This is a genomic window from Streptomyces sp. NPDC104309 (assembly GCF_055584025.1).
Window position 1 is genome coordinate 1 of the sequence record NZ_JBVJMV010000069.1, and the last position, 25,548, is coordinate 25,548.

A 25,548-nucleotide genomic window follows, 5' to 3' on the forward strand; every position below is an offset into this window, starting at 1 on the left:
ACTGAACGCCCGAACCCTCCCATGACCACGGCGAAACCCTGCCTGAACAGCGGAAACTCATTGCTCACATTCGGAAAGAGAACAGCTTCTTACTCAAGACCGAACTCTCCAGATCTTGCCTACACATGACCGGGACCGAGCCGTACATGCCTACAGAAGAGCGGGACTGCCTACACATCGCAGAGACAGGACAAGACAGGACAATTCAGTCCTGTCATGCTCCTCTGACGCCACATTGACTGACCTTCGAACGGGTTAAATGTCTGAGTTAAACTCAGGGATAAAGTTTGCTAGTGTTCGGGGTGGAGGTAGACAGATATGGCATCCGAGGAAGAGCTGTTCGCGAACATCGACGCGCTGCTGGCGCAGGAGCCGCAGCTCCCGCCCCCGGCCGAGCGCGCCCGACTGCGTGAGGCCGCCGGCATCACCCAGGCCCGCCTCGCGACCGCACTCAAGACATCGACACAGACGGTCAAGAACTACGAGAACGGCCGCTCCGAGCCCAAGGAACCGCGCCTGTCGGCCTATCAGCGGCTGCTGAAGGGCTGGGCGGCGAAGTACCCCGCGCACGGCGCCCCCGCCGCGCCGCAGCCAAAGGCGCCGCAGACGTTCAGCGGCCCGGCCGCGCCCACCGAGCCGGAGACCGCCGCACCGGCGCAGGCCCCGGCCGCCCCGGTTGCTCCCCAGCGCCCCGCCCGTCCGGCCGCGACGTCGCGCCGCCCGGCGAAGAAGACGGCAAAGCCCGCCGCTGACTCGCGGTTCCCTCACGGCCCGCTCGCCGTGCTGGACGGTGACGGCTCCGCGTACGGCGTCGACGGGATCGTGCTGGACTGCCCGGCGACCACGATCCCCGAGCTGGTGGAGTGGACGCTGCGCGAGTCCGGCCTCGGCGCCGCCAAGCTCAACCGGTACGGCAAGGATTCCGACCCGCTGATCGTGCTCACTGCCGCGGCCGCGGTGAAGCTGGGGCTGCCGGAGCGCCTGGAGGGCCACGAGCAGCGCCGCTCCCTGCGCCTGCCCGAGGGCCACCCGGTCGTCAAGCAGGTGGCGAAGGCGAAGTGGCAACTCACGCAGCGCGGGTTCGGCCCGTGGGCGCGGATCTACCGCAAGGCGCAGGGGCGCGAGCGGCAGTGCGTGCAGCTGGCGATCCTGTCGTGGGACGCCCTCGATGAACGGTCCTGGCCGGGTGTCTGTGAGATGGAGCCGGCCGATGTCGCCCGCGTCCTCGGGGTCTATGCCCAGCGGGTCATCACCCCGCGCGGCTCCACGGCCGTTTCCGGGCTGGAGCTGATGACGGCGCTGCGCCCGCCGACGAAGGCCGTGCGGGACCCGGAGACCGGGAACTGGGTGTCCGGCTACAACTCCGGCTCGCTGGGGACGGAGCCGATGGACCCGGCGCCGCCGGAGGCCACCCCGGAACACCCCGTCGTCGTGAACTCCGGCTGGACCGGCGGCTTCCTCAACGAAGAGGCGTACCAGTGGGTGCGGTCGGTGGAGACGCTGTCCGATGAGGAGTGCACGCTGCCCTTCGCGGTCGGCCTGGACCTCAACACCGCGTTCCTCGCCGCCGCGGCCCGCCTGGTCGTCGGCCTGTCCGCCCCCGACCACTTCCACACCCCGAAGTTCAACCCGAAGATCCCCGGCTCCTGGCTGGTCGACCTCAGCCACATCGAGCTGGACCCGCGCCTGCCCAGCCCGTTCACGCCGGACGGCACCCGCCCGACCGGCCCGGCCTGGTACCAGACACACACCCTCGCCTACGCCCAGGAGCTCGGGCACGACGTGCACCCGATCGAGGCGTACCTGCGCCGCGAGACCGGCGCGTACCTGGACCCGTGGCACGACCGCCTCAAGACCGCCTACGTCGACACCCTCGCCGACCTCGGCGTCACCCGGGACCTGGACGACCGGGCCTTCCTCGCCGCGATGGAGCAGTACACGCAGGCCGACCCGGCCCTGGCCGCCGTGCTGTCCGCGATCAAGGCGACGGTGAAGGGCGGAGTCGGCAAGCTCAGGGAGCGCCCGCAGGGCAAGTCCTACAAGGAGGGCGAGCGGTGGCCGGCCCTTCAGCGGCCGACCTGGCGCCCCGACATCCGCGCCGCCGTCATCAGCAAGGCCCGGGTCAACATGCACCGCAAGCTGCTGAACATGTCCCGGATGACGGGCCTGTACCCGCTCGCCGTACTGTCCGACTGCGTCGTCTACCCCAGCCCCGGCGACAGCCCGCTGGACTTCCTGCCGTACGCCGCCAGCGGCAAGCCGCAGCCCGGAGGGTTCCGCCTCGGGCCCACGCCCGGCCTGGCGAAGCTGGAGGGTGTCCAGTCGATGCTGTGGGCCGTCGACCTGATGGAGAAGGGCCTGAATCCGGCCCGTCACATCAAGGGCGGCGACGCCGTCCTGGACGAAGGAGAGTAACCGGTGGGGGAGATCGAGGACGCGATTGAGCGCGCCGACCAGGAAGTGTTCACCCGGGAGCCGCCCAAGACCCTCCAGGCCCGCATCAACTACCTGCTCAAGCAGCTCAAGACGACCAGGGCCGTCGCCGAAGAACTCGGGGTCACCCAACGATCGGTGGAGCGCTACCGCAAGGGCGAGCGGAAGCACCCGCCCAAGGACATCGCCGCCCGCATCGACTCCGCGGTGCGCTCCCGTTGGCAGCCGCAGGTCCGCAAGCGTCGCCGTAAGCAGGCCGCCGCCACCGGCGGCATCACCGTGGAGACCCGGGCACGGTTCGGCTACACCGCGCCGATCGGCACGACCGACGACGGAAGGTTCCGACGGCTCACCGTGCATCTCCCGGCGACGTACGCGCAGCGCCTGTTCGACGCCCGCGACACGGGGGCCAGCGACCAGCAGATGCGCGGAATCATCGCCGAAGGGTTCAAGGACGTCTATTTCCAGGATGGTGGTGGCCGCGCTATGGGACTGTCGGACGTGGAGATCAACGACATTGATTACCTGGATCTCGACTACTGAATTCGGAGGCCCTTTTATGGCGAGCATCAATTACCCTGAGCCGAAGCACGATAGGTGTCACATAGGCAGGTTTGTTGTCACGGAGCTCCCCGTCGCTGATCTTTGCTTCCTCATGTCGACGCAGCGACCATCTGCTACGCCCTGCTCTGCTGCCTTTCCCGGACCGTCGGCCGCCGCTTTGTGATGGAGCAGCAGCGGGTCATCGGATCCCAGGTTGGATGCGTCAGCATCGAGCAGCGCGTGATCGTGGCCCTGCCCGGCTGAGCTTTCTGCCCGGAGGGCGCTATGAGTGTGGAAGTGCGTACAGATGCAACTTGTCGGGAGCGAGCACTGCGCCGGCCCGGCAACACCCCGAACAACTTCTTGGCCCAGCGCTCTACGGGGCACTATGACGGCCGCGACGTTCCGGGGGACTGGAGGCGGTCAGGGAGTGCTTTGTGAAGCAATAGCCCGGTCGCAAACGAGTCGCATGAGTCCCTGGGCCCGCTCCACGGAGTCGAGACTGTAGATGTCGTCGCCGATTGGACCGTATGTCATGTCGATGAAGACCGCACCCACCCGGGCTCGGATCTCGACGCGCTCGCCGCATTCGTTGCTTGGGCCATTGGGGATGCTGTATGTGGTTGCGAAGCTCTGATCACCACACCTCGGCATTGTGATACGCGCCTCTTCTGGATCGCTGGTTTGGGCCCCCTTCGGATCGCTGGCCCACTTCAACGCCTCTGCGTACCCATCGATCACCTTTCGGGCATCTCGGCACGCGGTCACGACGTAGAGCACATGGAGGTTACCCGAGTTCATTTTCGGGTTCTCGTAGATCGCAGTACCCCGGTTACATCCCGTGACCTCTTTCGGCTGGAACCCGTTGCGCTCACTGAAGACCGTCCAGCCTGATGGCATTTCCTCCAGTCCAGGCACCACGTCCTTCGTCTCGGCCACGGTCAGCGCACGAGGTGTAATGGTCCTCCCTTCGCTGCCGCTGCCCGGCGCCGGACCATCAGTCAGGCCGGCTGTCGCGGATGCAGAGCCATGGCCGCTTTCCAAAGAGTCATCGGAACTGAGGATCTGGCTCCCGCCGTACACAGCAAGGACGATCATGGCGAGTACCACCAGCACGGCCAACACGAGCGCCACCATGCCAGCCGCTGACGTCGGCTTTGTGAAGTTGATCGTCCCGCTGCCGACCAGGACCGGGTTGTCGCCGCGCAGCCGGCTTCGGGTGATGACCACACCGCCGGTTGCATGCGGTGCGCTCAGGTGAACGTCAGTGCCTGTCGCAGTCGGGGATCGGTCTCGATCTCCTCGGCAAGTACCGCCGATGCCCCGGCCTGCGCCTCGGAGGACGCCTCGGTCTCCTCAAGGCCCGCCAGCGCGGCCCGGCCTCGATCTGACGCCCCCAGCCGGTCTCGTACGACCTGCGCGACAGCGGCCCCGGCCTGCTCGCCTACTCCGGTTGCTGTACCCGTGATCACAGCCGCCAGGACCCCGACAGCGGCTGCGGCGAGTTCACCCGTTCCCATGACACCCCCGAATCACACGCACACCAGGCAACTACCCCTGTTCCCGCATCATGTCAGCGAGACACCGGAATCCATCCAAACTTGTCGCTGATGGCTGGAAGTTCGTGCCGACACCCGCGGCGCGGCTGGCTGGCTGGCTGAGGGAAGCATTGCCCGTGTCCTCGCTGGTGACAGAATGGCTGCCGAGTGAGCACTTGTGACAAGTTGAATGCCTCGTTTGTGACAACCAGGTTGCCTCAACCAGTCCTATTCGCCAGCTCATCCAGCTTCACCGGTGACAACTCCTGAGCTTCGACTCATACCCGTGAGCCGAAGCGCGCTACTGAACTTGAATGGGTGATGTCGGCCTGATCGTGTCAGCTGGTCAGGGTCAGGCCGGTGCCTGTGAGGCAGCCGTCGATGAGGTGTGGTCGGTACTGGGTCTTCTTGAGGCTGCGCTTCACGGCGGCGGCGAGCTGGTCGAGGTTCGCGGCGGCGAGGTTGCCGATCGTCCGTTTCACCAGGGACCAGATGCCTTCCTGGGGGTTGAGGTCGGGTGCGTAGGACGGGAAGTGAAAGACGGTCAGCCGGTCCTCGTTCGCTGCGATGAAGTCTTTCATCTGTGACATGAGATGGGTGCGCAGGTTGTCCCAGACCAGGACGATGGGGCCTTTGAGCTGGTTGTGCGCCCGCACGATGAGGTCGCGGTAGTCCTGCCAGGTGAATCCTTTGGGTTCGCCCTTTCGGCCCCGGTGAACGCGGAAGCTGTAGATCAGCCTCGACCGGTCTCCGGGGCGGAAGCAGACCATTTCCGCCATCGAAACCCGTCCGGAACCGCGGCCCCGGACGCGGACGACCGGAGTCCGGCCGATGCGGCCCCAGGACCTCGCGCGTGGCGGCCTCAGCGACTGGCTGGCCTCGTCCTCGAAGACGATCCAGGCCCCGCGGGCCGCCGCCGTGCTTTTACCTGCGGCCACACCTCCTTCTTCCACAACTCCACTGCGTCGTCGTCACGTTCGATCGCTCTGCGGGCCGGCTGCTGCCAGGACCAGCCATGACGCTTCAGTAGCCGCCATGTCCCCTCCACCGTGTAGCTGACGTGAAACAACCGCCCGATCAGAGTTTTCACCCGGGCCAGTGTCCACCGCTGGTCAGCCCAGCCATGAGCAAGCGGGACACGCTCCAACTCTCGCTCCAGTTTTGCGATTTGGTCTGCCGAAAGCCTCGGGCGCCCTGGCGATCCCTTCGACCGGACACCCTCCTCACCCCGCTCCCGCCACTGACGGCGCCAGCGCTCCACCGGCCGCTCGCTCACCCGCAGCGCGGCCGCGATCTCCCTGTTCTTCGCGCCGCTCTCGAAACGACCGACCGCTTCCAGCCGGATCCGCTCCCTTGCAGCCCTCTTGGCGTCGGTCAGACCGCCACCCTGCGCGTATCTCACACCCCACAGCTACCGACCCGGCTCAGCCCCTGTCAGGCGAACGGACCGACATCACCCAATCAAGTTCAGTATCGTTTTCTGCTGGCCACGGACTGAGCAGTTTGACCGAAGCGCTGGCGTGGCGACACCGAACTGCGGCAACTGGGGGAATGGGTGTGGGGGAGAGAGGGACAGCGGAAGTGCGCCAGGAGCATGCGTGGGCCGAGCGGCTGACCGAAGGAGTGACCGTCGCCGTGGCGTTGGGCCTCTCGTTCTACCTGCTGGTCGGCCCGGCAGTGTTCTTCGGTACGACTGCCTGGTATCTGGTCACCGGCACCACCGCAGTCAGCCGGTTCTTGGCGCCGGTGATCTTCCTCGCCCTCGTGGCGCTGCCGCTCATCGCGGCCCGCGTGGTGTTCCGCTCGGGCCGGCGCAAGGGCAAGAAGCGACTGACGGCGGCGGTCCCGGCAGTGCTGACGCTGCTCGGCGGGTCCGTCGTGCCCTTCGCGGCTCTGTGTCTGATCTTCGTGTATGCGGACTGACCTCCGGCTACGGCGGTCAGTCCGACGTTCACAAAGACGGGCGCATTGTCACCAGGGAGCGCACCGCTCCACCTCGGTGAAGAGGTGACAACTGTCGCAGCCGGGTGTTCTCCTCGAAGATCTCCTCAGCTCGGCGGTAAGAAAAAGCGTGCATGGCGACCTGCGGAAACGCGGCTCCTGGGTTGCCTGTTCCAGCCGTATTCCGGCTGGTCCCCTTCGAGGCGTACAACCCGTTCCGCCAAGGCCGTCACTGACCAGTGCGCCCGAAGCGTTCAGTGAACTGAACGCCGTAGCGGTGATCCGTGCTCGGATACTCCTCGAACCCCCTGCCGTTCAGCCCCGCGCGGCCTGTTCCCCGCGACACCCGCGCCGGCCGCATGTCGAGGGACACACATGCCGGCAGATAGGTCTACACCTGCGGGTAGGGTCCTTCGACATGAGCACAACACCGCCCGACATAAGCCGGGTTAGCCTCCGCGCCTTCCTCGGAATCGGGGCGGCCTTCACCGCCGCCGCGTTCGGCGCCGGGTTCACCCTCGCAGCCGACCAGAGCGGCAGCGCGGACCCGGACAACATCGTCGTCGAGCACTCGGTCGGCCCCCGCCACGGCACCGGGAACCAGTCCATGACCGGGGACCCGTTGCCCGGCGTGTGCACCGGCTATTCCGCGACCATGGGCAATGAGGCCGCCATGCGGGAGGAGGCGCTCTCGACCGCCTGCCAGTTCATCCGTGACAGCCGGGCCAAGGACGCCGAAGCCGCTGTCCAGGCGCTACGGGACGCCGCCCGTGTTCTGGAACGGGGCCGCCGGTGAACACCCCCCGCTGGGTCACCCCGCGCCGCCTCGGCGCCGCCGCCGCGATCTACGGCGTGTTCGTTGCGGGCTGGTACCTGGGTCAGCCCGTCACCCCCGAATGCCACGTCGACCAGGCCACCCTCGACCGGATCGCCGAGGAGTACGAAACCGAACCATCCCCCACACCTACTCCGACGCCGACGGCTTACCCGTCACGGTATGACTCGATGTCCCCTCTCCCGCTCGACCCGACGCCGGACCCGGACTACAACCCGCGTGGGGTCGCCGACGCCAGGCTGTCCCAGACGGTCACCTCCTACGCCGTCGCCTGCACCAACGACACGAGCGAACGCCCACGCATTCGAGCGTGGTTCGAGGGCCACTGGCGGTAGAGAGGCGGTGCGGCCTGGTGTGTCCGCCGACGCGGGCGCCGGCCTCGTGTCGTGCGACACTCCCCGGATGCCTGCCTGGATAACCCTGCGCCGCCTCGGCGCCGCCACCACTCTGTACGCCGTGTTCCTGGCCGGGTGGTGGCTGGGCCAGCCCGTGCGCTCCGACGGCTGCCTCGAAGAGAGGCTCACCGCCGGGGCGGACGGTCGTCCCACATCGGTAGAACCGGCCGACCCCAACCGGTACCTCGAGAACCTCAACCTCGACTTCGGTCTCCTCGACTGGGCCGACGACATGGACGGCTACCGCGACGGCGAATACGGCCCCAGCGACTACGGGTACGACCTGCAGGGCAGGTCCGAAACGTACGTCACATCCGGTACTGTCTACGCTCCTTGCTCCTACAAGAAGCGCGCCCGCCTGCTCGCGTGGATCAACGGCGACTGGAGCTGACTACACCTGTGTCTGCCTCACGGGCACGGCCAGACCACGGGGACGGAAATAGGACAGCTTCCCGGAGCGCCGGATTCAGAGGTACTACGGCGTGATGATTCGACAGAAACCGGGGCGGACATCCTGGAAACGGCCAACCGTCATGTAGCGGATTGCGGCTTCTGCGCGGGCCGTCCACTGTGGACTCCAGATAAGACCGACCGGCAAATGGGGGGTGGAAGAAGGAGCGGGGCTGGGTGCGTGCAGTTGCAAGGCGGAGGATTGAGCCATGGTGATTGACGACAACGCGGCAGATGCGCGTGCCCAGCCCCGCGACGCCGCCCCCCATTTGCCGGCCGGTCTAAGCCGCCCCCGAAGCGGAACCGCTGCTACCGCCAATCGCCGTAGCGCTGGCCCTCGCGCCCGGTCCAACCCCGAGCATCACCCTGCGCTACATGTCCGTTCGTCGTACCTATACGAGAACAGGGCCGCGACAACTGCGATGCCTCATTTATGGAAGATCGCAGGCCGTCGCAATCGGCGGTGACAGCTACCATGCCTCGGCACAACCCGTTCTCGGATCCGAAGAACGACGCCGAACGTGCGGCGAACCGTCAGGCCGCCGACGACTACCAGCGTCAGGAGGAGGAAGGCGCCGACTTCCTCGACTGGGAGAGGGAGCTGGGATGGCGCTGACCGACACCGCCGAAGCGGTACCGGCCGACGACGACCCCGGCCTCCGCAACATCGGCTGCCAGATCGTGCACAGCCCGAGGAAGCCCCCGCCCCGCCAACCCCTGCCGCCCAGTTGCTCGCCCAGCTGCGCAACGACCGCCGCGCCGACACCTGGGTGTCGACCTTCGAGCGAGACTGGGCCAAGGCCCTGCAGGACTCCCGCCACACCTACAGCCTCACGCCCCTGCACGACGTCGTGCGTACCTGGCAGCTGCGCGTCGCCGCGGCCCCGGCCGTCGACGCCTACATGGACTCCGGCCGCGACGAGTCCGGCTTCGTGGACCTGGACGACGTCCTCGGTGCCCGCCGGTGACCGATCAACCGTGGGCGGTGCGCCTGTCGGCTCAGGCCGCAAAGAAGCTCACCGCGCTCCCCGAGCACGCTAAAGAGACGGTCCGTGACGTCCTGGACATCGCGGTGCGCTCCCCGTGGGACTGGCCGCAGCGGAACACCGGCGACCCGGAAGGCGAGGACGTCCGCGCCGCCTCAATCGGGCAGCTGTCCGTCGTCTACATGATCAACCACCTCACCCGGCACCTGTCCATCCTGGACATCGTCAGGCTCGGATGGCCATCCGCAACAACGCCTCGTCCCTCGGCATTGCAGCTGCCGAGGGACGAGGCACTTCGCATCGTGGGCTGACGCACCGACTGCGGCCTTCCGCTCCGCTCTCGGACTTCGGGCCGTCGACTGTGCATGGGGCTTTGCCGACTTGCCGTAGCCCACGTCCAGCGGGTCGGGGCATGCCGGCGGCGTCGGCGCGGTCAGGTCACTGGGAGTCGGAGTCGTCGCCGACGCCGTCGTCGAAGATCACGGTCAGGGGCTGGGTGCCGCTGCGGTTGGTGGTGGTGAGGTCGTGCGCCAGCCGCTCGTACACGGCGCCGGACAGGGCCCAGGTGCCGTCGTCCTTCCCGTATTCCGAGCTTTCGGTCCGCGTGCTGCTCATAGCGATCAGCACGCCAATGACGGACCGGCCGGACAGGGTGATCCGCAGCCGATCGTGTCCTTCTTCGGAGAGTGTGGCCGGGGCACGGAAGTGAGGGAGGTCCGCAGCATGTTCCTGAATGAAGTCCCACATGTCGCGGTGGCAGACCAGGTGCACAGTGCCGACGGTTGCGGCCGTGCCGAGCACAATGTCGTGTGCGGCGAGTCGACGCTCCGACGCGGTGAGACCGTTCTTCCCGGATTCTTCCTCCGCGCCTGGGCGTGCGTTGGCGTGTGCCTCGGCGACGTCCTGTCGGCGACCAGCGCTCTCAGGGCCGGCCCCGCCCTCGGGGCGGCCGGGTTGAGGTTCAACTGCCGTGCTGCTGGTTTCGGGGTTCTCGTTCGCTGGGGCGGCGGCTTCCGGCTCCTGCGGGAAGTCGGTGCCAGCCGCCCCGTCCCGTTCAGGCTGCCCAGGCTCCGGCTGCTCCGGTGGCAGCGCCTGGCCTTGGACTGGATTTTCGACGGCGGCGGGAAGCTCGGGCAGCCGAGCGAAGACGTCGCCTACCGCGGCGCGCAGTTCATGGACCACACGCGCCAGGTCCGCGACATCCTGACGCAGCCCGGGAAGCGACTTGTTGATCTCCGAGAGCGAAGTGGAGGCGCTGTTGACGCGGTTGCGTGTCTCCCGGTTGTCGGAGTGGAGCTCGGACACCTGGGTGGTCACCATTTCGGTGATCTCACGGCGCGAGGTCTCTACACGGTCCCCCAACGCGGTGACCTGCTCCTCCAGCGCCCGCCGGGTATCCAAAAGAGCGGTCATCAGGTCGTTACGAGCCACAAGTCCCTCACAGATTAAGTGATCAATCGGATCCGCTGCGTAGTCTGGCCAGGTAAGAGCGACTTGATCAGCCGCATGGAACGGCCTGACTCAAAGGGTTCGGGCAAGGGCTGAAACGCTACCGAAAGAAAGGAGCGCCTGTTCGAACCCGGACGCGAGACACCGACCAGGCCACCGCGGCCGCGCTCGACTACGGCCTGTCCCCACCAGGCGGTACACGGTGCTGGGCCGGGCGTCGCCCGCACGTCAACTGCGTTCGACGGCCATGGAGTCGAAGGTCTCCCGCATCAGCCGGTCGATGGCACCGGGCCGTTCGGTCAGGGAGTCGAAGAGGTCGGCGAGCAGCCACAGCACGAAGCTGTGCACCAGGGCCTCCTTCGGCGGGATCTGTCCGAACTGGCCGCGCCACGCCACGGAGTCCATACCCATCGCCGCGGCCATGAGGACACCGGTGACCATCGGAACCTGAGCCGGATCAGCCATCTCGAAGGCGGGGAGCCCGCGGATCACAGCGGGGATCAGATCACTGAGCGGACCAAGACGATCCTCCTCATCGTCCTGCTCGGCCATCAGGAATCCGGTCAGCACACCCACCAGGAAGACCGTGCCCCGGGACACCTCCTCACGCCCGTAGGCCTCCATCGCAGCCTGGACCCGCTGCTGCGCCCGCTGGCGCTCCTTGGCGCAAGTGCGTTTCTCCAGGACCCGGTACGAGTCCCACGCTGCACGGATCGCCTCATCCACGACTACACCGTCATTGGTCATGAGCCGACCGTAGTGAGACGACGAGCTGCGGGGGATCCCCTTGAGGAAACCGCGACCCTGCCGCAGAGGCCGGATGAGCGCTGCGCTTTCATGGCGGCTACTGCGGCATTGACCTGCGTCGGTCTCCCAGCCACGGGTAGCGTGCCGATCTCGTACAACACGCAACGCGAAGGGGAGGGCCCGTGCGGTTCCCAGACTTTTCCGACTCGGCACCGCTCACGACGACGGAAGTGCAGGCGCTGCGGTCCCTGTACCACGCATGCAACGCCAGTCAGGCGGAGTGGCGGTCCGCACTCGCTCTCGTGGACCGGCTCAGCGCCCAGATGGAAACTGCCGAGGAGTACGACCAGGGGCAGCCGTTCCAGCACCACGTCGAAGCCGTCAACGACGCCCGCTCAGGGGCCTACCGCTACGAACGCGAGCTCGGCCTGACGGCCTGGCGCTACGCCAGCGCCCACGCGGTCCTCGGGATCACGCTCTTTGACCGGCTGGTGACCGGCGCCCCGGCTTTGTCCGCTTCGAGGGTGGACGAACTCTGCGAAGAACCCACCCTTGAACAACTCTGCAGGGCACTGTCCATTCCCGTCGAACGGCTTCTCAGCGCCCGGAAAGACCCTTCCTACCGGAAGAGGACCGACGAGGAACGCCAGGCACTCATCACCAGGCTGCACTACACGCACCGCGACATCCGGGTCGTGGACCCCGCACAGCCGATGACCGAGCAGGAAGCATGGTCCTGCCGACTGACGGACCACAGCCCTCTGAGGATGGATCCCATGTACGAGGGCATTCTGGAGCCCCTGATCGACATCTGCGAAGAGACACCACTAGAGATCAACTGGTGCCTCAAGAACTCCGAAGCAGGCGTCAGGCAGTGAGGCTGTAAGACAGAAGCCACGCCCTCGTGTGCCCTGGTCCGGCCCGCCGGTGCGGAGGGCTATGGCTTCATGGGCGAGCACGACCAGAACCAGGACGACATCACCGAACCGGCGTGGCCGCCGCTCAGCGCGGAGCAGGCCCGGGAGGTGACGGCCGGGCTGCGGGGGGCGATGGACGACGTTCGGCGCTCCGTGGCGGTGCTCGCCGCCCGGGCCGGGGACGCGCACGCCGCCCGGGTGTGGCTCCCCCTCGGTCACAGCAGCAGAGGCATGACCTGTGCTCGCCAGCGACTGAAGCGACCCTGGTTCGAGTATATGAAGACATTCCCGTGCGCGTGCCTGCGTCATATATAGGGAGCTTGAGTCGCTTCAGTCGCTGTCTTGTCCGAGAGAGTCGCTCTGACCTGGTCTTTTACTCGCGATGGGGGTGAGCGACCAAAGCCTTGCCAGTCGCTGAGCAGGTTCTTCAGTCACTGATCTGAGGCAGGGTGTTGGTCTCATCATCGACACGGCCATCGGTAACCAGCATGAGCCCTGCCTCGCTGCCGGGAACCCTAGCCAAGGTATGTCTGTCGTTGAGTCGCTTCAGTCGCTGATGGGGGAAGTAGACGTCTGCTGAGCTGCGGTTTTCTCGTAGCGACTCTCAGCATCTGTCCCTGGAATCCCCAGTCGCTGGACAGTCGCTGTGCACGGCCAGACAGTGCGCAGCCCGAGGCTGGCCCGTCCTCCCGCCGGCGCGGGGCCGGAAGGCCCCGGCCGCGAACTGCGGGCGGTGCCGGGAGCCGGGCCACTCCCGTGCTGGACGCACCTGCGCTTCCATGGGTCGCTGGTGCCACGGTTTCCATGCGGCCACACTCGATCCGGAGCGCATCAACCAGTGGTCGGGGCCTCGGGGTGGGAGTGCTGCGAGGCGAGCGTTTCCGGGACGCGCAGGAAGCACCGGAACGCGGCCAACACGCCCTGTGGAGCGGGATACTGGTGTCTTCTGACGACGAGGCGACCAGGGGGCATCAGTGAAATCTGCGGGAAGGACGGGGCGTTGGGGTGTGGGCGGCGGGCGGGGCGCGCGGCATGCGGTCGTCGTGGGCGGGAGCCTTGCGGGGCTGCTCGCGGCGCACATCCTCGCCGGGCACGCCGACCGGGTGACCGTCGTCGAGCGCGACCGGTTCCCGGACGGCACGATGGCGCGGTCCGGTGTACCGCAGGGCCGGCATCCACATGTCCTGCTGGAGGGCGGGCAGGTGGCCCTGGAGTCGCTGCTGCCGGGCTTCCTGGCACAGCTGCAGGCGGCGGGTGCACCGCGCGTGGGCCTGCCGTCGGACCTGGTGCAGAGGCAGGACGGGCGCTGGTTCCGGCGGCTGCCCGCGACGACGCACATCTACACGGGTTCCCGCGCGCAGCTGGAGGAGCTGGTGCGACGGCGCGTCCTCGCCAATCCGATGATCAGCGCGGTGGAGGGGGCCGATGCCGTCGGGCTCCTCGGTGACGCCTCGCGCGTGCGGGGCGTGCTGCTGCAGGACCGCTCCGGCAACGCCCGAGGGGAGCAACGGGTCCTCGAGGCCGACCTGGTCGTCGACGCCTCCGGCAGGGGTACGAAGGCCCGGCAGTGGCTCACGGCGATCGGGGCCGAGGCCCCGCACGAAGAGACCATCGACACGGGTCTCGCGTACGCCTCCCGCGTCTACCGCGGCAGGAACGGCGTCCTCGACGGCGACACCTGCGGCTACTACGTCTACCCCAGCCCCGCCCAGGTCCACGGCGGTGGTGCACTGCCCTTGGAGGACGGCACCCATCTGGTCATCGTCTCGGGACTGCGCGGTGACGAGCCGCCCACGGACGACGACGAGTTCGTGACGTACACCAAGAAGAGGCTGCCGCATCCGCTCCTGCACCAGTGGCTGGACGAGGCCGAACCTCTCTCACCAGCGTTCGGCCACCGTCGGACCGCGAACATCCGCCGCCGCTACGACCTACCCGGCCGCCGCCCCGCCGGATTCCTCGCCACCGGCGACGCCCTGTGCACCTTCAACCCGATCTACGGGCAAGGCATGGCCGTCGCCGCGATGAGCGCCCTCGCCCTGCGCGACGCACTGGCCGATCCACGCCGGATCCCCACGACGCGGCGCGTGCAGCGGGCACTCCTCGCCGCGTCCCGGCAGGCGTGGGACATCTCCGCCGGAGCGGACCGCAACATGCCGGGCGCGCTGGGCACTGCGGCAGCCGTCGGACCGGCTGACCGCGTCGCCGACTGGTACCTGCAGCGCGTTCTGGAGCGCTACCCCGGCGACCCCGTAGTCGGGCCCGCCTTCCGCTCCGTACTGACCCTCCGCACACCCGTCACCACCCTGTTCACCCCGCCCGTGGCCCGGGCCGTCCTCCTCCGCCCGCCCGCCCCGACGCCCACCGAGCCGCCGACGGCACCAGAGGAACCGGGGGTCTGAGCGAAGCCGGCCGCTGACGGCGGGCTCTTCCTCGTCGACGCCCAGGGCATGTTCCCGATCGCCTGGGCGGAGCGGACCGCGGAGCTGCTGCCGGACCCGCGACCGGCCACCGGACTGCCCGGGCACACCGAGCGGTTCGCGGACCTGGTCACCGCCCTTGTCGCCGAGAGACGGCCGGGCTCGCGCGGGACGCCGGCCTGGAGCGCACCGCCACCCTGGCCGCAGCCTTGGGCCTGTCCACGATCGCCTGGACACTCTGGCGCGACCACGAGACCCCTGACCCGCTGCTGCCCCTGAACCGCTACGCCGACCTGGAGGCCACGGCCCGCTTCGAGCCCGCCGCCGTCCGGGTGCGCGTCCCGATGGGACGGCGCCACGCGGACCCGCCACGCGGACCCGCCACGCGGACCCGCCACGCGGACCCGCCACGCGGACCCGCCACGCGGACCCGCCACGCGGACCCGCTTCGCGGCGGTCTGCTTGCCGACGTGCCCGAAGTGGTCTGGCTCGGCGGGCGGACCCTGACCTTCTCGGCCGCTGCTGGAGACCCTTCGCGGCCAAGGGTTCACGCGCGGCCTGGACGACTACATCGCAGGCCGCGCCCTGTCCGACCACAGCCGTCAGCTCACCGTTACCCAGCCCGGCCGCCGGCCCCCGGCCCCCGACCAGCTCACCTACACCGCCGACTTCCTGGCCCGGCCGCTGGTGGATCGCCGGCACCGACGGCAAGCCGCCTCGGGCCGCCACCCGCTACGAGCGGGCCCAAGTCGCCAGCCTCGCCGTGCAGAACGCGATCCGCGCCGCCCGCACCGCGCCCGCCGCCGCACGGGACGACGCCCCGCACAGCGTCGACCACCCGGACCGGGACGCCGCGCTCGCCCCGGCGCAGCGCGCCGCCGCCGTCCACGCACACCAGCAGGCCGCGATGCCCAAGGAGTACCTCGAGGGCCGCACGACCGACCCGGCGACGTGGATGCGCACGCCGGAGAACCTAGAACGGCTCGCCGCCTTCACCCGCGCGGCCAACGCCCGCCGCCGCGCCATCGAGGACGGGCAGATCTCGGCCCCGGCCCCGGCCGCCGACCCGGCCGGACCGGTCGACCGGCGCCGCCAGGAGTACGAGCAGCAGCACCAGCAGCCCGGCCCCGGCCAAAGCCAGGGCCTCCAGCCGTGACGCGCCGAGAAACCGTCCGGCGAGACGGAGGACGAAGTCGCCGCGCCAGCAGTCGGGACGCGACCGGCCGCCAAGCCTCGGGGTCGGCAGGGAGAGACGAGTGTGCGGGGGACCGATCCCTCAAGCGTGGAGGCCCCGATGGTTGCCCCGACCCTGCTGCACCTGTCGCCGGAGCGCCTGGAGCATCTCCAGCAGCTCGCCGACGCGTCCCGGCTGCGCGCGGCGCTGTACCCGTCGCCGAAGCCGCCGCTCCTCCGGACCGCTCCCGCTCACGGCAGTACCCCGGTGGCCGGCCGAGCCCGTGGCGCACCGCGCGGGGCCACGCCGGGGATGAGCGACCACGGTGGACTCCACCGTGCACCGGGTGCGCGAACCGGCGGCTGCCGGGTGGGAGTGGAGACCACGGTGGTGCGCATCGGGTGGGTGGACTCCACTCCCGGGGCGCACCATCCGGTGAGGAGTGAGCCTCCGCCAACTTGAACGCGCAGGTCAAAGGGCTGGTGTGACGGTAGTTCGGGGTGCTCATGCTGGTCAGGGGCGGCAGTCTGTGCAGTAGATCATCCGTCACCCCGCACCCCAGCGTGACGGATGATCGAGGGCTGTAAAGCGGGTGCTGCCAAGGGCTGGAGGTCTTGATATATCAGCCGCGTTGGTATCTGGCTGCCATCATGTGGAATACCTTCTTCGGTTCCCAGCGCCTCTCGTCGAGCATCCGGACGACGCCGTAGGAGCCAAGGTCTTGCTCCCCGGGCCTGCTGTAACCGGCGAAGGTGAACCAGAGCGCGGTGTCCACGCCTTCCTCCTCGAAGATGTCCAGCAATTCGGTGAGGTAGCGCGCCTGCTCGTCTTCGTCCGGGACCGCGCCGTGCGGCACCTGCCAGGCCATGCCGCCACGTTCTCCCGCGCCGTGGTATGCACAGGTTCCGTACTCGGTCACCGCGACGGGCTTGCCGTGGGCGAGGTGCCCACGCAGCTCGTCACGGAAGCTGTCGGCGTTGTAGGCGGCCCGGTAGGCATCGATGCCTACGAGGTCGAACGCACCCCAGTCGACGAACTCCCAGGGAGCCGAGGCGTAGGTGACCTGCCCGCCGAAGTGCGTACGGACGGTCGCGGCGATCTGGGAGAGGAAGTCGTTGAGGCGTTCTTGCACCGGTCCGAGGGAGGACCACCACTCCATGTCGGCGGCAGCCATGGCCCGCATACGGTCGCCGTAGGTGGCGCCCGGGAGGAAACCGCCGCAGAACGCGCTGATCTCGCAGCCGGCGACGAACACCACATCGGCGCCAGCCTCCCGTACGGCTTCGGCCCGAGCGGCACAGTCGGCGAAGAACGGGAGCAACTGGTCGCGGGGAAGGTCCACGGGAAAGGGGGCGAACCAGACCTCAAGGCCGGTGTCTGCAGCGTGTCTTGCAGCGATGCTCAACCGTTCAGGCTCTCGTCCCGAGATACGAACGGCGTCACAGTGGAGATCTCCGGAGATCACCGCCATGTCGTGCCGGACCGTCTCAGGGGTGAAGCTCTTGCGGGAGAGTTCTTCCCCTGGGAGGAACCCTGTGTCGTAGTTGATGCCCCGTGCGCGCACGTCCGTGTCCCTTCACTGCCGTTGCCGTGTTCGAGCAAGTCAAAGCCGCGCTCGGGGTTCTTGGCCAGAGGGTGGCTTCCGAAGGTGATGTCGCCGGGAACTCCATGCGGTGTTGTCTCAGCGGTTGACTTCCAGGTTCGTCAGAACGAGCAGTGCACGCAGGAGGTGGGTGGTGCGGGCGGGATCGGTACGGAGCTTGGTCAGGATCCGCCAGTTCTTGAGGTGGGCGAAACCGTGCTCGACCGGTGCACGCCCGACGGCGAGGACACGGTTGGCTTCCTTCTGGCCCGGGGTGAGCTTGTGGGTGCGGGTGGCGGCGAAGCCGGTGACGATCACGGGGTCGCGAATGTCATTGTCCAGGCCGCGGAAGTCGAGGTCGGCCAGTGCCCCGAGGCCGGCGGCGCGCAGGTGGGCCAGGATGCGGTCGTGGCGGGCGGCGGTGTTGTCGTGGGTGGAGCCGGGCCGGGCGGCGGATATCCAGATCAGGCGGCCTCTCTCGTCGGTCAGAGCGAGGAAGTGCAGGCCATGACTGCGGTGCTTGCCGGAGTAGTTCCGCCGGTCGGTTCTCCCGGTGCGGCGCTGGGTGCGGATGAGGGTGCCGTCGATCAGGACCACCTCCCCGCCGCGTTTGGCGATCTTCTTCAGGGCGCGGTCCAGGCGCGGCGCCTGGGTGGCGAGCAATCCGATCAGTTCGTCGCGCCAGCGGCGGACGGTGGACTCGGACACGTTGTTGCCGCCGGCCAGATCGGCCAGGCGCTGGTCGTGACGCAGTACGGCCAGGACGATCACTGCGATCCTTCCGGGCGGCAGGACCCGCCACCTGGACCGTATCGCCTTCAAGTGGCGTCGCAGCAGATCGGCGAGGTGGTTGACGGTGCTCGTGGACAGCGGCAGACGACACTGGTAGACAAGCGGGCAGGTGTCCTCGGCGTGTTCATGGGTTCTCGTCACACAGTCCCAACGGCCGTCGGCGGCATCCCGGTTACGCCCGCACCGCACCGCCAAGTAGTGGCGTGCCTGGTCATAGGCGGGTGGTGAACCGGCCGTCGGGCATTTTCCGCAGCCAGCCGCGGTCTGTCAGCCTGACCAGCTTCCCTCGCAGCGGTTCCAGCTTGGACCGCACGCTGACGTCCACCCCCAGCGTCTCGCCGGCCTGCCGGGTCATGACCGGTCCGGCGGCCTGCCGCACGACGGCGAGAATGCGCTGGTAGTCCGGCGGGAGCGCGTTCTCCTCCACGTCCGGCGCGCGGTGCGGAATCAGCATCACCGCGCGACCACCCACTTGCCCAGGCGCTGGCGCGGCCGAGGCGCGTTCGTCGGCAAGCTGTTCACTCGCTCGTTCAAGGACCCGTTCGGCCACAGCGAGTTCGTCCCGCTCAGCCCGCACCTTCGCCAACTCCTTGGCCAGCCGTTCTTCGAGTTCATCCAGCTCCGCACGCCGCGCGGTGATCCGTTCCAGCAGTTCGGGATCCGTACACCGGATCGTAGAAGGCACCCCGGCCCCAGCGAGCAGGAACCGGCAAGTCGCCCCCTGACAGACGATCTGCTCCTCAGACAGTCGCACACGACCAGCGTGAGCACCCCGAGAACCGGTCACACCAGTCCTTTGACCTGCGGCTTCAAGTTGGCGGAGGCCCAGTGATCGGCAAGGATCCGGTAGCGCAGGTGACCTTGTCCCTGACGCGCAGACCGGACAATGTCGAATGAGACGGCAGCAAGCTCTCATGAGATGGGACATCTACTGCTCCGGGCGCTGCCGGGCACGGCGGGCAGTGTGACGTCCAGCCGTCACGAATCGGGCTGGTACCCGCAGTTATGACGCCTCCACGTCACGCTCACCGGTGCTCGGTGGCGCTACGGGTTGTGCAATGGGTCGTGTATCCGGTTGCGATCCAGGTTGCCCGGCGGCTCCCAGGCCGACGCGCCTGGCGTGTGACTTCTTCGAGATCGTCCCCCTGTCCGGGGCTCGTATATAGGTGTTCGCCGTGATCGAGCATGCGAACCGACGGATCCGGGTCCTGGGCGCGACCGCGCACCCGACCGCATCCTGGGTGGTGCAGGCCGCGAGGAATTTTGTCATGGACCTTGAGGACTCCGGCTGCCGGGCACGCTACTTGATCAGGGACGGGGACGGGAAGTTCCCGCGGCTGTTCGACGACGTGCTCAAGGACGCGGGTATGGAGGTGGTGCTCAGCGGCGTCCGGATGCCGAGGATGAACTCGGTCATGGAGCGGTGGGTGCAGACCTGCAGGCGAGAGCTACTGGATCGCACGCTGATTTGGGACCAGCGTCACCTCCTGCACGCCCTGCGAGAGTTCGAGACGTTCTACAACGGGCACCGGCCGCACCAGGGAATAGCCAACGCTCGCCTGCTCCACCCGCTGCCCGCTCCGATCGAGGATCCGGACCGGATCGACCATCTGGACATACGGCGACGAGCACGACTCGGCGGCATCCTCCACGAGTACCAACATGCCGCCTGACCAGCATGGATGAGGTATTCGGCAAGGGCAGCGCTGACGGCAGAAGCCGTGGGTACGGGACATGGATCGAGAGAAGCGTCCTGGACAACCTCGGGTTGGAATCGTGCCGATCGCGGGCGCGCGGCCGGATCGAGCCTCCGACGTCCACTGCTGCGTGGAAGCCAGACCCGCGCGGTACCCGCCGTCCTCTATCCGGGCGTGAGCATTGCCTCGGTGACCTTGCCGACCGCTGCATCGGGGATTGCAGTGGCAGCCTCTTTGAGGACGAGCAGCCGTGCCCTGGGGATCTCGCGCGCGATTGCCTCGCCGTTGCCGACGGGGAAGAACCGGTTGCGGCGGCCGTGGACGACGAGCGTGGGGACCTCGATCTCGGGCAGGCGCTCGCGCCAGCGGGGTTTGCAGTCGAGCCTGGCAAACACCATGCCCATCTGGTTGGCCATCTGGACCGGGGGTGCGGTGCCGGGCGTGCGGTCCCAGATGCGCGCAGCGATTGTGCGCGCGGCGACGGGGTCGTCGCCGAGGATCTCTGCGCCGGCGGCGGCGAACTCCGCAACCGCCTCACGGTCGGTCCAATCGGGCATCGGACGCGCGAACAGCCGGCTCATCGTTGCCTGGTCATGGTCGGGGAGGTCATCGTCGGGCGGGTCAGGGGCAACCGCGCGGGTGCCGACCAGGGTGAGGGCCGAGAACGAGCCCGGATGGTCGAGCACGGCCACCTGGGCGACCATCCCGCCGACGCCGATCCCCGCGAGGTGCGCGGGCCCACCGCCGAGCGTGTCAGCAAGGGCTGCCGCGTCGGCGGCGAGGCTGCGCAGTGTGTAGGCGGGCGCCTGCGGATCCGTCGTCGTCGACTCCCCGCTGTCGCGCAGGTCGTAGCGCACCACACGGCGCCCGCCGGCAGCGAGGCGCTCGCAGAGCGCGTCGGGCCAGGAGAGCATCGTCGTCCCGCCCGCGAGCAGGACGAGTGGCGCGTCGTCGTCACCGAACGACTCGATGCCCAAGACGATCTCATTGGCGTTGACCGTGGTCATCGGATCACCGGGAGACGTCGTAGGTCAGGTGCGTCGCGGTCGATGTCGAGAATACGCTGCCGTAGCCGGACGTGTCGTCGGTCCCCTCGCGCAGGACCCGGCAGTCGTCGGGGTCCTCCACCCGGACAACGTCCGCATCGCTATCGTCTGCGACAACTTTTCCCCGCACCTGACTACGAAGAGGTGCCAGCAGGTCGGCGCCCCATGCCGACGACCGGCGCCTACGCGCCGCCGAGCAATGCTCAAGACCTGTGGATCGGCCCCGGGAGGGGTGCCTCGCGGAACATGGAGGGCGTACCTTCCCAAGTGATCGACTTCTGGTCATCGAGTAGGCCCGCGTTGCAGCGCGGGTCGGGAAGGCACGCCCGACTGCTGAGCGTAGTCAACGAGGACGGCACCACCCAGAGCGGCTCCCTGATGGATGACATCGTCCGTGAGGGCGCCCGTCGGATGCTCGCCGCAGCCCTGGAAGCCGAAGTCAACCAGTACATAGCTGAGTTGGCTGGCGAGCGGGACGAGGCCGGTCGTCGTCTGGTGGTCCGTAACGGTCACCACCGCGAGCGGACGGTGACCACCGCCGCCGGGCCGATCGCGGTGAAGGCGCCGCGGGTGAACGACAAGCGGGTCGATGGCGAGACGGGCGAGCGGAAGCGGTTCTCGTCGAAGATCCTCGCCCCCTGGTGCCGGAAGTCCCCGAAGATCAGCGAGGTCCTGCCCCTGCTCTACCTGCACGGTCTGTCCTCCGGCGACTTCGTGCCCGCGATGGAACAGTTCCTCGGCTCGGCCGCTGGGCTCTCCTCGGCCACGGTGACCCGGCTGACCAAGCAGTGGAGCGACGGCCACGCTGCCTTCCAGGACCGGGATCTGTCCGGATCCGACTACGTGTACGTGTGGGCCGACGGTGTCCACCCCAAGGTGAGGCTCGGGCAAGCCCACTCGTGCGTGCTGGTCCTGCTCGGCGTCCGGTTGGACGGCACCAAGGAGCTGATCGCCATCGCGGAGGGCCTGCGCGAGTCCACCGAGTCGTGGGCCGACCTGTTGCGCGACTGCCGCCGGCGTGGGATGCGCGACCCCGAGCTGGTCGTTGGCGACGGCGCGATGGGGCTGTGGAAGGCGCTCGCCGAGGTGTTCCCCGCAACACGGCATCAGCGCTGCTGGGTCCATAAATCCCGGAATGTCTCGAACGCTCTGCCGAAGTCCGCGCAGCCTGGCGCGACGAAGGCCATGCAAGAGATCTACAACGCAGAGGATCGCGCGCACGCCGAGAAGGCGATCGAGGCGTTCGCCAAGACCTACGGTGCCAAGTGGCCCAAGGCCGTCGCGAAGATCACCGACGATGCGGACAAACTGCTGGCGTTCTACGACTTCCCGGCGGAGCACTGGGTCCACTTGCGCACGACGAATCCCATCGAGTCGACGTTCTCCACGGTCAAGCTCCGAACCAAGGTCACCCGCGGTGCAGGCAGCCCGGCCGCCGCCCTGGCCATGGTGTTCAAGCTCGTCGAGTCCGCCCAGGAACGCTGGCGCGCGATCACCGGCGCCCACCTTGTGCCCCTGGTCCGGGCCGGGGCACGGTTCGAGAACGGCGCCCTGCTCGAGCGCGCGGAGGCAGTGGCGTGAACGCCTTGCCGCGTCAAAGGAGCTGGTAACTGCTCGGTTGCGATGCGCATCGTGTGAGACTTGCGGCATGGACATGGGCCGGGAGTCACGCTGGGAGAAGGGCGCAATGACGGTGGAGATCGTCTTTGCCTTCGTGACGGGCACCCTGCTGGCTGCGGCCGTGTTTGCGGTGGCATTGGTCCCAGCACTGCTCCTCGGCGTGTCTGAGCCGACGGGGAAGGCCATGCTCGTGGGAGGTGCCCTGGTCGGCGCAGCTGCCGGGATATGGCGTCTGGTGTCGGTACTGCTCCGGTTCGACGCACACCGCCGCCAAGGCCACTGAGCTCCACGAGGAAGTCGCGGCATTTCCCGCCTATGGCGTGCAGTTGTTGCTCCGGCAGCGAGTTCCTCAGCGATCCACAGGTCTTGACAATTGCTCCGCCGCCGTGGACAGGGCGAACGTAGCCTGATGCGGCACTAGCGTTTGACCTGCTCAGACCCTTCGTGGCCTTGCCCATGGAGGCCGCCGTCGTCCGCCGGATCGCTGATGTGGAATCCGGTGTGCGGCGCGGTTGTGCGCTGGAGGGCGAGGAGGGCGGCGTCGTCGCCGAGTGCCCCGCCGGCGTGGGCGAGGAGGTCCTGTTGGACGTGCTGCACGAGTGTCTTGGGGCTGGCCCTGGTCCACAGGGCGGCCCGCCGCTCCAGGGGGTAGAAGGCCTGGTTGCTGTCGCGGGCCTCCACGACGCCGTCGGTGTAGAGGAGGAGGGTGTCGCCGGCCTGGAAGGAGAAGGTGCGCACGGGATGGATGTCCGGCCCCAGCTCGACCATGCCCAGCGGCGGCGCTGCGTGGACACTGTCGAGGCTGGTCACCCGGCCGTGTCTGAGCAGCAGGGGCGGCGGGTGCCCGCAGAGGGTCAGCCGCGCCACGGGGCTGTGGTCGGAGATCTCCAGCAGCAAGGCGGTGATGAAGTGTTCCTGGGACTCCTCGTCCGTCTCCGGGAACTGGGTGAGGTGGCGGGAGACGCTGCGGTCCAGGGCATGGGCGAGGGCGGGCAGGGTGGCGTGCTGGTGGGCGGCTTCCCGGAATGCGCCGAGTAGCGTGACCGCCTCCTCGATCGCGGCCAGGCCCTTGCCCCGGACATCGCCGATGATCACGCGGGTTCGGCTGCCGGTGCGCGCCACCGCGTACAGGTCACCGCCGATGCGTGCCTCTTTCTCTGCCGCCAGGTATGAGGAGGCGATGTGCAAGGGGCCGAGCCGGTCGGGCAGCGGGCGCAGCAGGGCCCTCTGCGCGGCTTCGGCGACTGACCGCACCTGGGCCAGCTCCTCCGTGCGCCGGTCGCGCACGAAGCACACGACCACGGCGAAGATCGACAAGATCGTGAGCCCGATGAGCTGCGCGACGTGGTTTTCGTCGAAGCCGCGGAATACGGCGATGAGGCTCTGGCCTCCCACGGCCAGTGCCCCGATCAGTGCCGTCAGCCGGTAGCCGGCGAATGCGGTGGTGATGGCAGGCGCTACGACGAGCAGCGGGCCGAGGTGGATGGTTTCTGGCGTGCTGATGTCCGCTACGGTGATCGCCGCGATCAGCACCAGGGGAATCGCTACCAGTGCGTAGCGCGACTGCCAGAGCTGCCGTACACGGGCGATGTGCTGCACAACGTGCATGTATCCAATGTGCACGATCCGCCGGGAAAGCGAGCACCTCGCCGACTGGTGCCGGATCAGGCAACGTTTGCCCTGTCGACGACGGCACGTAGGCGCCGGTCGTCGGCGTGGCGGTTTCGCCAGATGATGTAGCGGCGGATCATGCTGCCCTGTTCCTTGTGGTCGGCGTGGTCGGCGTGGTCGGTGCCGTCGAGGGTGAAGTAGCGCAGGGCCGTGAACTGGGCCTCGATGCGGTTGAGCCAGGAGCTGTTGGTCGGTGTGTAGGTGATCTCGACGTTGTTCGCGGCGGCCCAGTCGCCGACGCGCCGGCACTTCTTCGTGCTCAGGTGCGGGGAGAAGTTGTCACAGACGGTCGCGATGCGGACGTGGGCCGGGTAGAGCGTGCGCAGGTAGCGGCAGAACTCCAGGAACTGCGTTCGCCTCTTGATCGGCTTGATAGGCCGTAGAGCTTGTCCTTGGCCAGGTCATAGGCGGCGAACAGGTGACGCACTCCGCCGTAGCGGTTGCAGGTCGCTCGCCGACGACGGCGTGGCTCACGGTCCGGGTCCTTGTGCTTGCCGCCGCGTTCAGCCCACTGTCGGCCCGGATGGGGCATCAGGTTGAGCGGCCCGAACTCGTCCATGCAGAAGATGACTTCGGGTTCGTCGTTCTCGGGTATGACTTCGCCGTCTGCGATCGCGTAGAGGTGCTCGACGCGCGCCTTCTTGGCCGCGTAGTCGGGGTCCCGGGAGGTCTTCGAGGTCTTCAGGCGTTGAAAGGAGACGCCTTCCTCGCGGAGCAGGATGCGCAGGCCCTCGTGGCTGATGTCGTCGACCACCCCCTCGGCGACCAGGAAGTCCGCCAGCTTGGACAGGCTCCAGGTCGGCAAGTCGTGTTCAGTCGGCTTGGACTTCGCGATCTTCTTGATCTCGCGGCGTTCGGGCAGCGTGAACGTCTTCGGCCGGCCACCGGAGTACTTCGGATACAAAGAGTCGAAACCGTCGGCGTTGAAGTTGTGGATCACGTCCCGAACCCGGTCGTCACTGGTGAACGACACCTCGGCAATCTTCGCCACCGGCATGCCCTGCGCGGACAGCAGCACCATCTGGGCCCGCCGCCAGGTCACCACCGACCCGGTCCCCCTGCGGATGATCCGCAGAAGCCGCCGCCCCTCATCGTCATCAATCTCTCGGACACGCACTCGTTCTGCCACCCGGACAGAATGACGCCCACGTGCCGTCCGCCACAGCACCCGGACGGCACGTCACATCACAACAGGGCAAAGGTTGTCTGATGCGGCACTAGTAGGGCTTGGTCAGGTTGGTGCGAGTGCTGGTATGTCGCGGTGGCAGGTGGGGCAGGCGCCGGTCCAGGCTGCGAGCAGTAGCTGCAGTTC

Annotated in this window: 28 protein-coding genes and 2 pseudogenes; 19 read left to right on the plus strand and 11 right to left on the minus strand. The window is 68.0% G+C overall.

The features are described from left to right. The first annotated feature begins 318 nt into the window (after window positions 1-318). Both tap and tpg read left to right on the plus strand, forming a co-directional pair. Window positions 319-2,415 (plus strand): telomere-associated protein Tap, encoded by a 2,097-nt coding sequence (gene tap, locus ACZ68L_RS43145; RefSeq protein WP_469589446.1) that lies wholly within the window; start codon window positions 319-321, stop codon window positions 2,413-2,415. 3 nt (window positions 2,416-2,418) lie between these two features. Beyond that, the gene (gene tpg, locus ACZ68L_RS43150; RefSeq protein ID WP_469589449.1) at window positions 2,419-2,976 is read left to right on the plus strand and encodes a telomere-protecting terminal protein Tpg; all 558 of its coding nucleotides are present in this window, start codon (window positions 2,419-2,421) and stop codon (window positions 2,974-2,976) included. A gap of 423 nt (window positions 2,977-3,399) precedes the next feature. On the opposite strand, the gene ACZ68L_RS43155 is transcribed toward tpg, so the two are convergent. The 3 genes from ACZ68L_RS43155 to ACZ68L_RS43165 form a co-directional block, all read right to left on the minus strand. Beyond that, window positions 3,400-4,206 (minus strand): hypothetical protein, encoded by an 807-nt coding sequence (locus tag ACZ68L_RS43155; RefSeq protein WP_469589451.1) that lies wholly within the window; start codon window positions 4,204-4,206, stop codon window positions 3,400-3,402. Window positions 4,207-4,229: 23 nt separating this feature from the next. Further along, a complete protein-coding gene (locus ACZ68L_RS43160) occupies window positions 4,230-4,496 on the minus strand; it encodes a hypothetical protein (protein ID WP_469589453.1) in 267 nt (88 codons plus the stop codon). Window positions 4,497-4,852: 356 nt separating this feature from the next. Beyond that, window positions 4,853-5,916 (minus strand): IS630 family transposase gene (locus ACZ68L_RS43165; protein ID WP_469589456.1). Its coding sequence is split into 2 segments (ribosomal slippage): window positions 4,853-5,452 and window positions 5,455-5,916, totalling 1,062 coding nucleotides; the frame shifts between segments, so codons are not numbered across the junction. A 179-nt stretch (window positions 5,917-6,095) separates the two neighbouring features. Here ACZ68L_RS43165 and ACZ68L_RS43170 point away from each other — a divergent pair. From ACZ68L_RS43170 to ACZ68L_RS43200, 7 genes are all read left to right on the plus strand, one after another. Next, entirely contained in the window at window positions 6,096-6,437 is a 342-nt protein-coding gene (locus tag ACZ68L_RS43170) for a hypothetical protein (RefSeq protein WP_469589459.1), read from the plus strand. A 436-nt stretch (window positions 6,438-6,873) separates the two neighbouring features. Further along, window positions 6,874-7,251: a hypothetical protein gene (locus ACZ68L_RS43175; protein WP_469589462.1), complete on the plus strand. Its 378-nt coding sequence runs from the start codon at window positions 6,874-6,876 to the stop codon at window positions 7,249-7,251. Continuing rightward, a complete protein-coding gene (locus ACZ68L_RS43180) occupies window positions 7,248-7,625 on the plus strand; it encodes a hypothetical protein (RefSeq protein WP_469589464.1) in 378 nt (125 codons plus the stop codon). Before ACZ68L_RS43175 ends, ACZ68L_RS43180 begins: the two co-directional genes overlap by 4 nt. Window positions 7,626-7,692: 67 nt before the next feature. Beyond that, a complete protein-coding gene (locus tag ACZ68L_RS43185; protein ID WP_469589467.1) occupies window positions 7,693-8,076 on the plus strand; it encodes a hypothetical protein in 384 nt (127 codons plus the stop codon). Between the two features lie 534 nt (window positions 8,077-8,610). Next, window positions 8,611-8,751 carry a hypothetical protein gene (locus ACZ68L_RS43190; protein WP_469589516.1) on the plus strand — a complete coding sequence of 47 codons (141 nt, stop codon included), beginning with the start codon at window positions 8,611-8,613 and terminating at the stop codon, window positions 8,749-8,751. A 55-nt stretch (window positions 8,752-8,806) separates the two neighbouring features. Further along, window positions 8,807-9,103 carry a DUF6247 family protein gene (locus tag ACZ68L_RS43195; RefSeq protein ID WP_469589508.1) on the plus strand — a complete coding sequence of 99 codons (297 nt, stop codon included), beginning with the start codon at window positions 8,807-8,809 and terminating at the stop codon, window positions 9,101-9,103. Continuing rightward, on the plus strand, window positions 9,100-9,432 hold the full coding sequence (locus tag ACZ68L_RS43200) for a hypothetical protein (protein ID WP_469589470.1): 333 nt from the start codon (window positions 9,100-9,102) through the stop codon (window positions 9,430-9,432). Before ACZ68L_RS43195 ends, ACZ68L_RS43200 begins: the two co-directional genes overlap by 4 nt. Before the next feature lie 127 nt (window positions 9,433-9,559). On the opposite strand, the gene ACZ68L_RS43205 is transcribed toward ACZ68L_RS43200, so the two are convergent. Further along, on the minus strand, window positions 9,560-10,534 hold the full coding sequence (locus ACZ68L_RS43205) for a hypothetical protein (protein ID WP_469589473.1): 975 nt from the start codon (window positions 10,532-10,534) through the stop codon (window positions 9,560-9,562). 264 nt (window positions 10,535-10,798) lie between these two features. Beyond that, complete coding sequence (locus ACZ68L_RS43210; RefSeq protein ID WP_469589476.1) at window positions 10,799-11,317, minus strand: hypothetical protein; 519 nt, start codon at window positions 11,315-11,317, stop codon at window positions 10,799-10,801. Between the two features lie 182 nt (window positions 11,318-11,499). Between ACZ68L_RS43210 and ACZ68L_RS43215 the strand changes: the two genes are divergently transcribed. The 6 genes from ACZ68L_RS43215 (at window position 11,500) to ACZ68L_RS43240 (ending at window position 16,290) form a co-directional block, all read left to right on the plus strand. Beyond that, on the plus strand, window positions 11,500-12,195 hold the full coding sequence (locus ACZ68L_RS43215; RefSeq protein WP_469589478.1) for a hypothetical protein: 696 nt from the start codon (window positions 11,500-11,502) through the stop codon (window positions 12,193-12,195). A 69-nt stretch (window positions 12,196-12,264) separates the two neighbouring features. Continuing rightward, on the plus strand, window positions 12,265-12,549 hold the full coding sequence (locus ACZ68L_RS43220) for a hypothetical protein (RefSeq protein WP_469589481.1): 285 nt from the start codon (window positions 12,265-12,267) through the stop codon (window positions 12,547-12,549). Between the two features lie 329 nt (window positions 12,550-12,878). After that, entirely contained in the window at window positions 12,879-13,184 is a 306-nt protein-coding gene (locus ACZ68L_RS43225; RefSeq protein ID WP_469589511.1) for a bifunctional DNA primase/polymerase, read from the plus strand. A 93-nt stretch (window positions 13,185-13,277) separates the two neighbouring features. Next, window positions 13,278-14,636, plus strand: coding sequence for an NAD(P)/FAD-dependent oxidoreductase (locus ACZ68L_RS43230; protein WP_469589484.1), 1,359 nt, complete (start codon window positions 13,278-13,280; stop codon window positions 14,634-14,636). A gap of 781 nt (window positions 14,637-15,417) precedes the next feature. Next, window positions 15,418-15,810, plus strand: coding sequence for a hypothetical protein (locus ACZ68L_RS43235; RefSeq protein ID WP_469589486.1), 393 nt, complete (start codon window positions 15,418-15,420; stop codon window positions 15,808-15,810). A gap of 138 nt (window positions 15,811-15,948) precedes the next feature. After that, window positions 15,949-16,290, plus strand: a complete 342-nt coding sequence (locus tag ACZ68L_RS43240; RefSeq protein ID WP_469589488.1) for a hypothetical protein — start codon at window positions 15,949-15,951, stop codon at window positions 16,288-16,290. A 160-nt stretch (window positions 16,291-16,450) separates the two neighbouring features. Here ACZ68L_RS43240 and ACZ68L_RS43245 read toward each other — a convergent pair whose 3' ends face one another. The 3 genes from ACZ68L_RS43245 to ACZ68L_RS43255 form a co-directional block, all read right to left on the minus strand. Continuing rightward, window positions 16,451-17,233: a hypothetical protein gene (locus ACZ68L_RS43245; protein WP_469589490.1), complete on the minus strand. Its 783-nt coding sequence runs from the start codon at window positions 17,231-17,233 to the stop codon at window positions 16,451-16,453. Between the two features lie 276 nt (window positions 17,234-17,509). After that, a complete protein-coding gene (locus tag ACZ68L_RS43250; protein ID WP_469589492.1) occupies window positions 17,510-18,343 on the minus strand; it encodes a transposase family protein in 834 nt (277 codons plus the stop codon). Between the two features lie 70 nt (window positions 18,344-18,413). After that, window positions 18,414-18,887, minus strand: coding sequence for a hypothetical protein (locus ACZ68L_RS43255; protein ID WP_469589495.1), 474 nt, complete (start codon window positions 18,885-18,887; stop codon window positions 18,414-18,416). 490 nt (window positions 18,888-19,377) lie between these two features. Between ACZ68L_RS43255 and ACZ68L_RS43260 the strand changes: the two genes are divergently transcribed. Further along, on the plus strand, window positions 19,378-19,875 hold the full coding sequence (locus ACZ68L_RS43260; protein ID WP_469589497.1) for an integrase core domain-containing protein: 498 nt from the start codon (window positions 19,378-19,380) through the stop codon (window positions 19,873-19,875). A 188-nt stretch (window positions 19,876-20,063) separates the two neighbouring features. Here ACZ68L_RS43260 and ACZ68L_RS43265 read toward each other — a convergent pair whose 3' ends face one another. Beyond that, a complete protein-coding gene (locus ACZ68L_RS43265; protein ID WP_469589500.1) occupies window positions 20,064-20,906 on the minus strand; it encodes an alpha/beta fold hydrolase in 843 nt (280 codons plus the stop codon). A 115-nt stretch (window positions 20,907-21,021) separates the two neighbouring features. Between ACZ68L_RS43265 and ACZ68L_RS43270 the strand changes: the two are divergent. From ACZ68L_RS43270 to ACZ68L_RS43280, 3 genes and pseudogenes are all read left to right on the plus strand, one after another. After that, a pseudogene (locus ACZ68L_RS43270) lies at window positions 21,022-21,105 on the plus strand (transposase); the annotation flags it as partial. Between the two features lie 170 nt (window positions 21,106-21,275). Continuing rightward, the gene (locus ACZ68L_RS43275; RefSeq protein WP_469589513.1) at window positions 21,276-22,526 is read left to right on the plus strand and encodes an IS256 family transposase; all 1,251 of its coding nucleotides are present in this window, start codon (window positions 21,276-21,278) and stop codon (window positions 22,524-22,526) included. A 67-nt stretch (window positions 22,527-22,593) separates the two neighbouring features. Continuing rightward, complete coding sequence (locus ACZ68L_RS43280) at window positions 22,594-22,848, plus strand: DUF6332 family protein (RefSeq protein ID WP_469589503.1); 255 nt, start codon at window positions 22,594-22,596, stop codon at window positions 22,846-22,848. Window positions 22,849-22,982: 134 nt separating this feature from the next. Here ACZ68L_RS43280 and ACZ68L_RS43285 read toward each other — a convergent pair whose 3' ends face one another. Continuing rightward, a complete protein-coding gene (locus ACZ68L_RS43285; protein WP_469589506.1) occupies window positions 22,983-24,173 on the minus strand; it encodes a PP2C family protein-serine/threonine phosphatase in 1,191 nt (396 codons plus the stop codon). Between the two features lie 56 nt (window positions 24,174-24,229). After that, window positions 24,230-25,365: pseudogene (locus ACZ68L_RS43290) on the minus strand (IS630 family transposase). Window positions 25,366-25,548: the final 183 nt, after the last annotated feature.

Excerpts from the sequence above, each read along its gene's own strand:
- tap (WP_469589446.1), top strand. The coding sequence starts at position 319 with ATGGCATCCGAGGAAGAGCTGTTCGCGAACATCGACGCGCTGCTGGCG.
- ACZ68L_RS43160 (WP_469589453.1), bottom strand. The coding sequence starts at position 4,496 with ATGGGAACGGGTGAACTCGCCGCAGCCGCTGTCGGGGTCCTGGCGGCT.
- ACZ68L_RS43175 (WP_469589462.1), top strand. The coding sequence starts at position 6,874 with ATGAGCACAACACCGCCCGACATAAGCCGGGTTAGCCTCCGCGCCTTC.
- ACZ68L_RS43185 (WP_469589467.1), top strand. The coding sequence starts at position 7,693 with ATGCCTGCCTGGATAACCCTGCGCCGCCTCGGCGCCGCCACCACTCTG.
- ACZ68L_RS43190 (WP_469589516.1), top strand. The coding sequence starts at position 8,611 with ATGCCTCGGCACAACCCGTTCTCGGATCCGAAGAACGACGCCGAACGT.
- ACZ68L_RS43205 (WP_469589473.1), bottom strand. The coding sequence starts at position 10,534 with ATGACCGCTCTTTTGGATACCCGGCGGGCGCTGGAGGAGCAGGTCACC.
- ACZ68L_RS43210 (WP_469589476.1), bottom strand. The coding sequence starts at position 11,317 with ATGACCAATGACGGTGTAGTCGTGGATGAGGCGATCCGTGCAGCGTGG.
- ACZ68L_RS43220 (WP_469589481.1), top strand. The coding sequence starts at position 12,265 with ATGGGCGAGCACGACCAGAACCAGGACGACATCACCGAACCGGCGTGG.
- ACZ68L_RS43240 (WP_469589488.1), top strand. The coding sequence starts at position 15,949 with ATGGTTGCCCCGACCCTGCTGCACCTGTCGCCGGAGCGCCTGGAGCAT.
- ACZ68L_RS43265 (WP_469589500.1), bottom strand. The coding sequence starts at position 20,906 with ATGACCACGGTCAACGCCAATGAGATCGTCTTGGGCATCGAGTCGTTC.
- ACZ68L_RS43280 (WP_469589503.1), top strand. The coding sequence starts at position 22,594 with ATGGACATGGGCCGGGAGTCACGCTGGGAGAAGGGCGCAATGACGGTG.
- ACZ68L_RS43285 (WP_469589506.1), bottom strand. The coding sequence starts at position 24,173 with ATGCACGTTGTGCAGCACATCGCCCGTGTACGGCAGCTCTGGCAGTCG.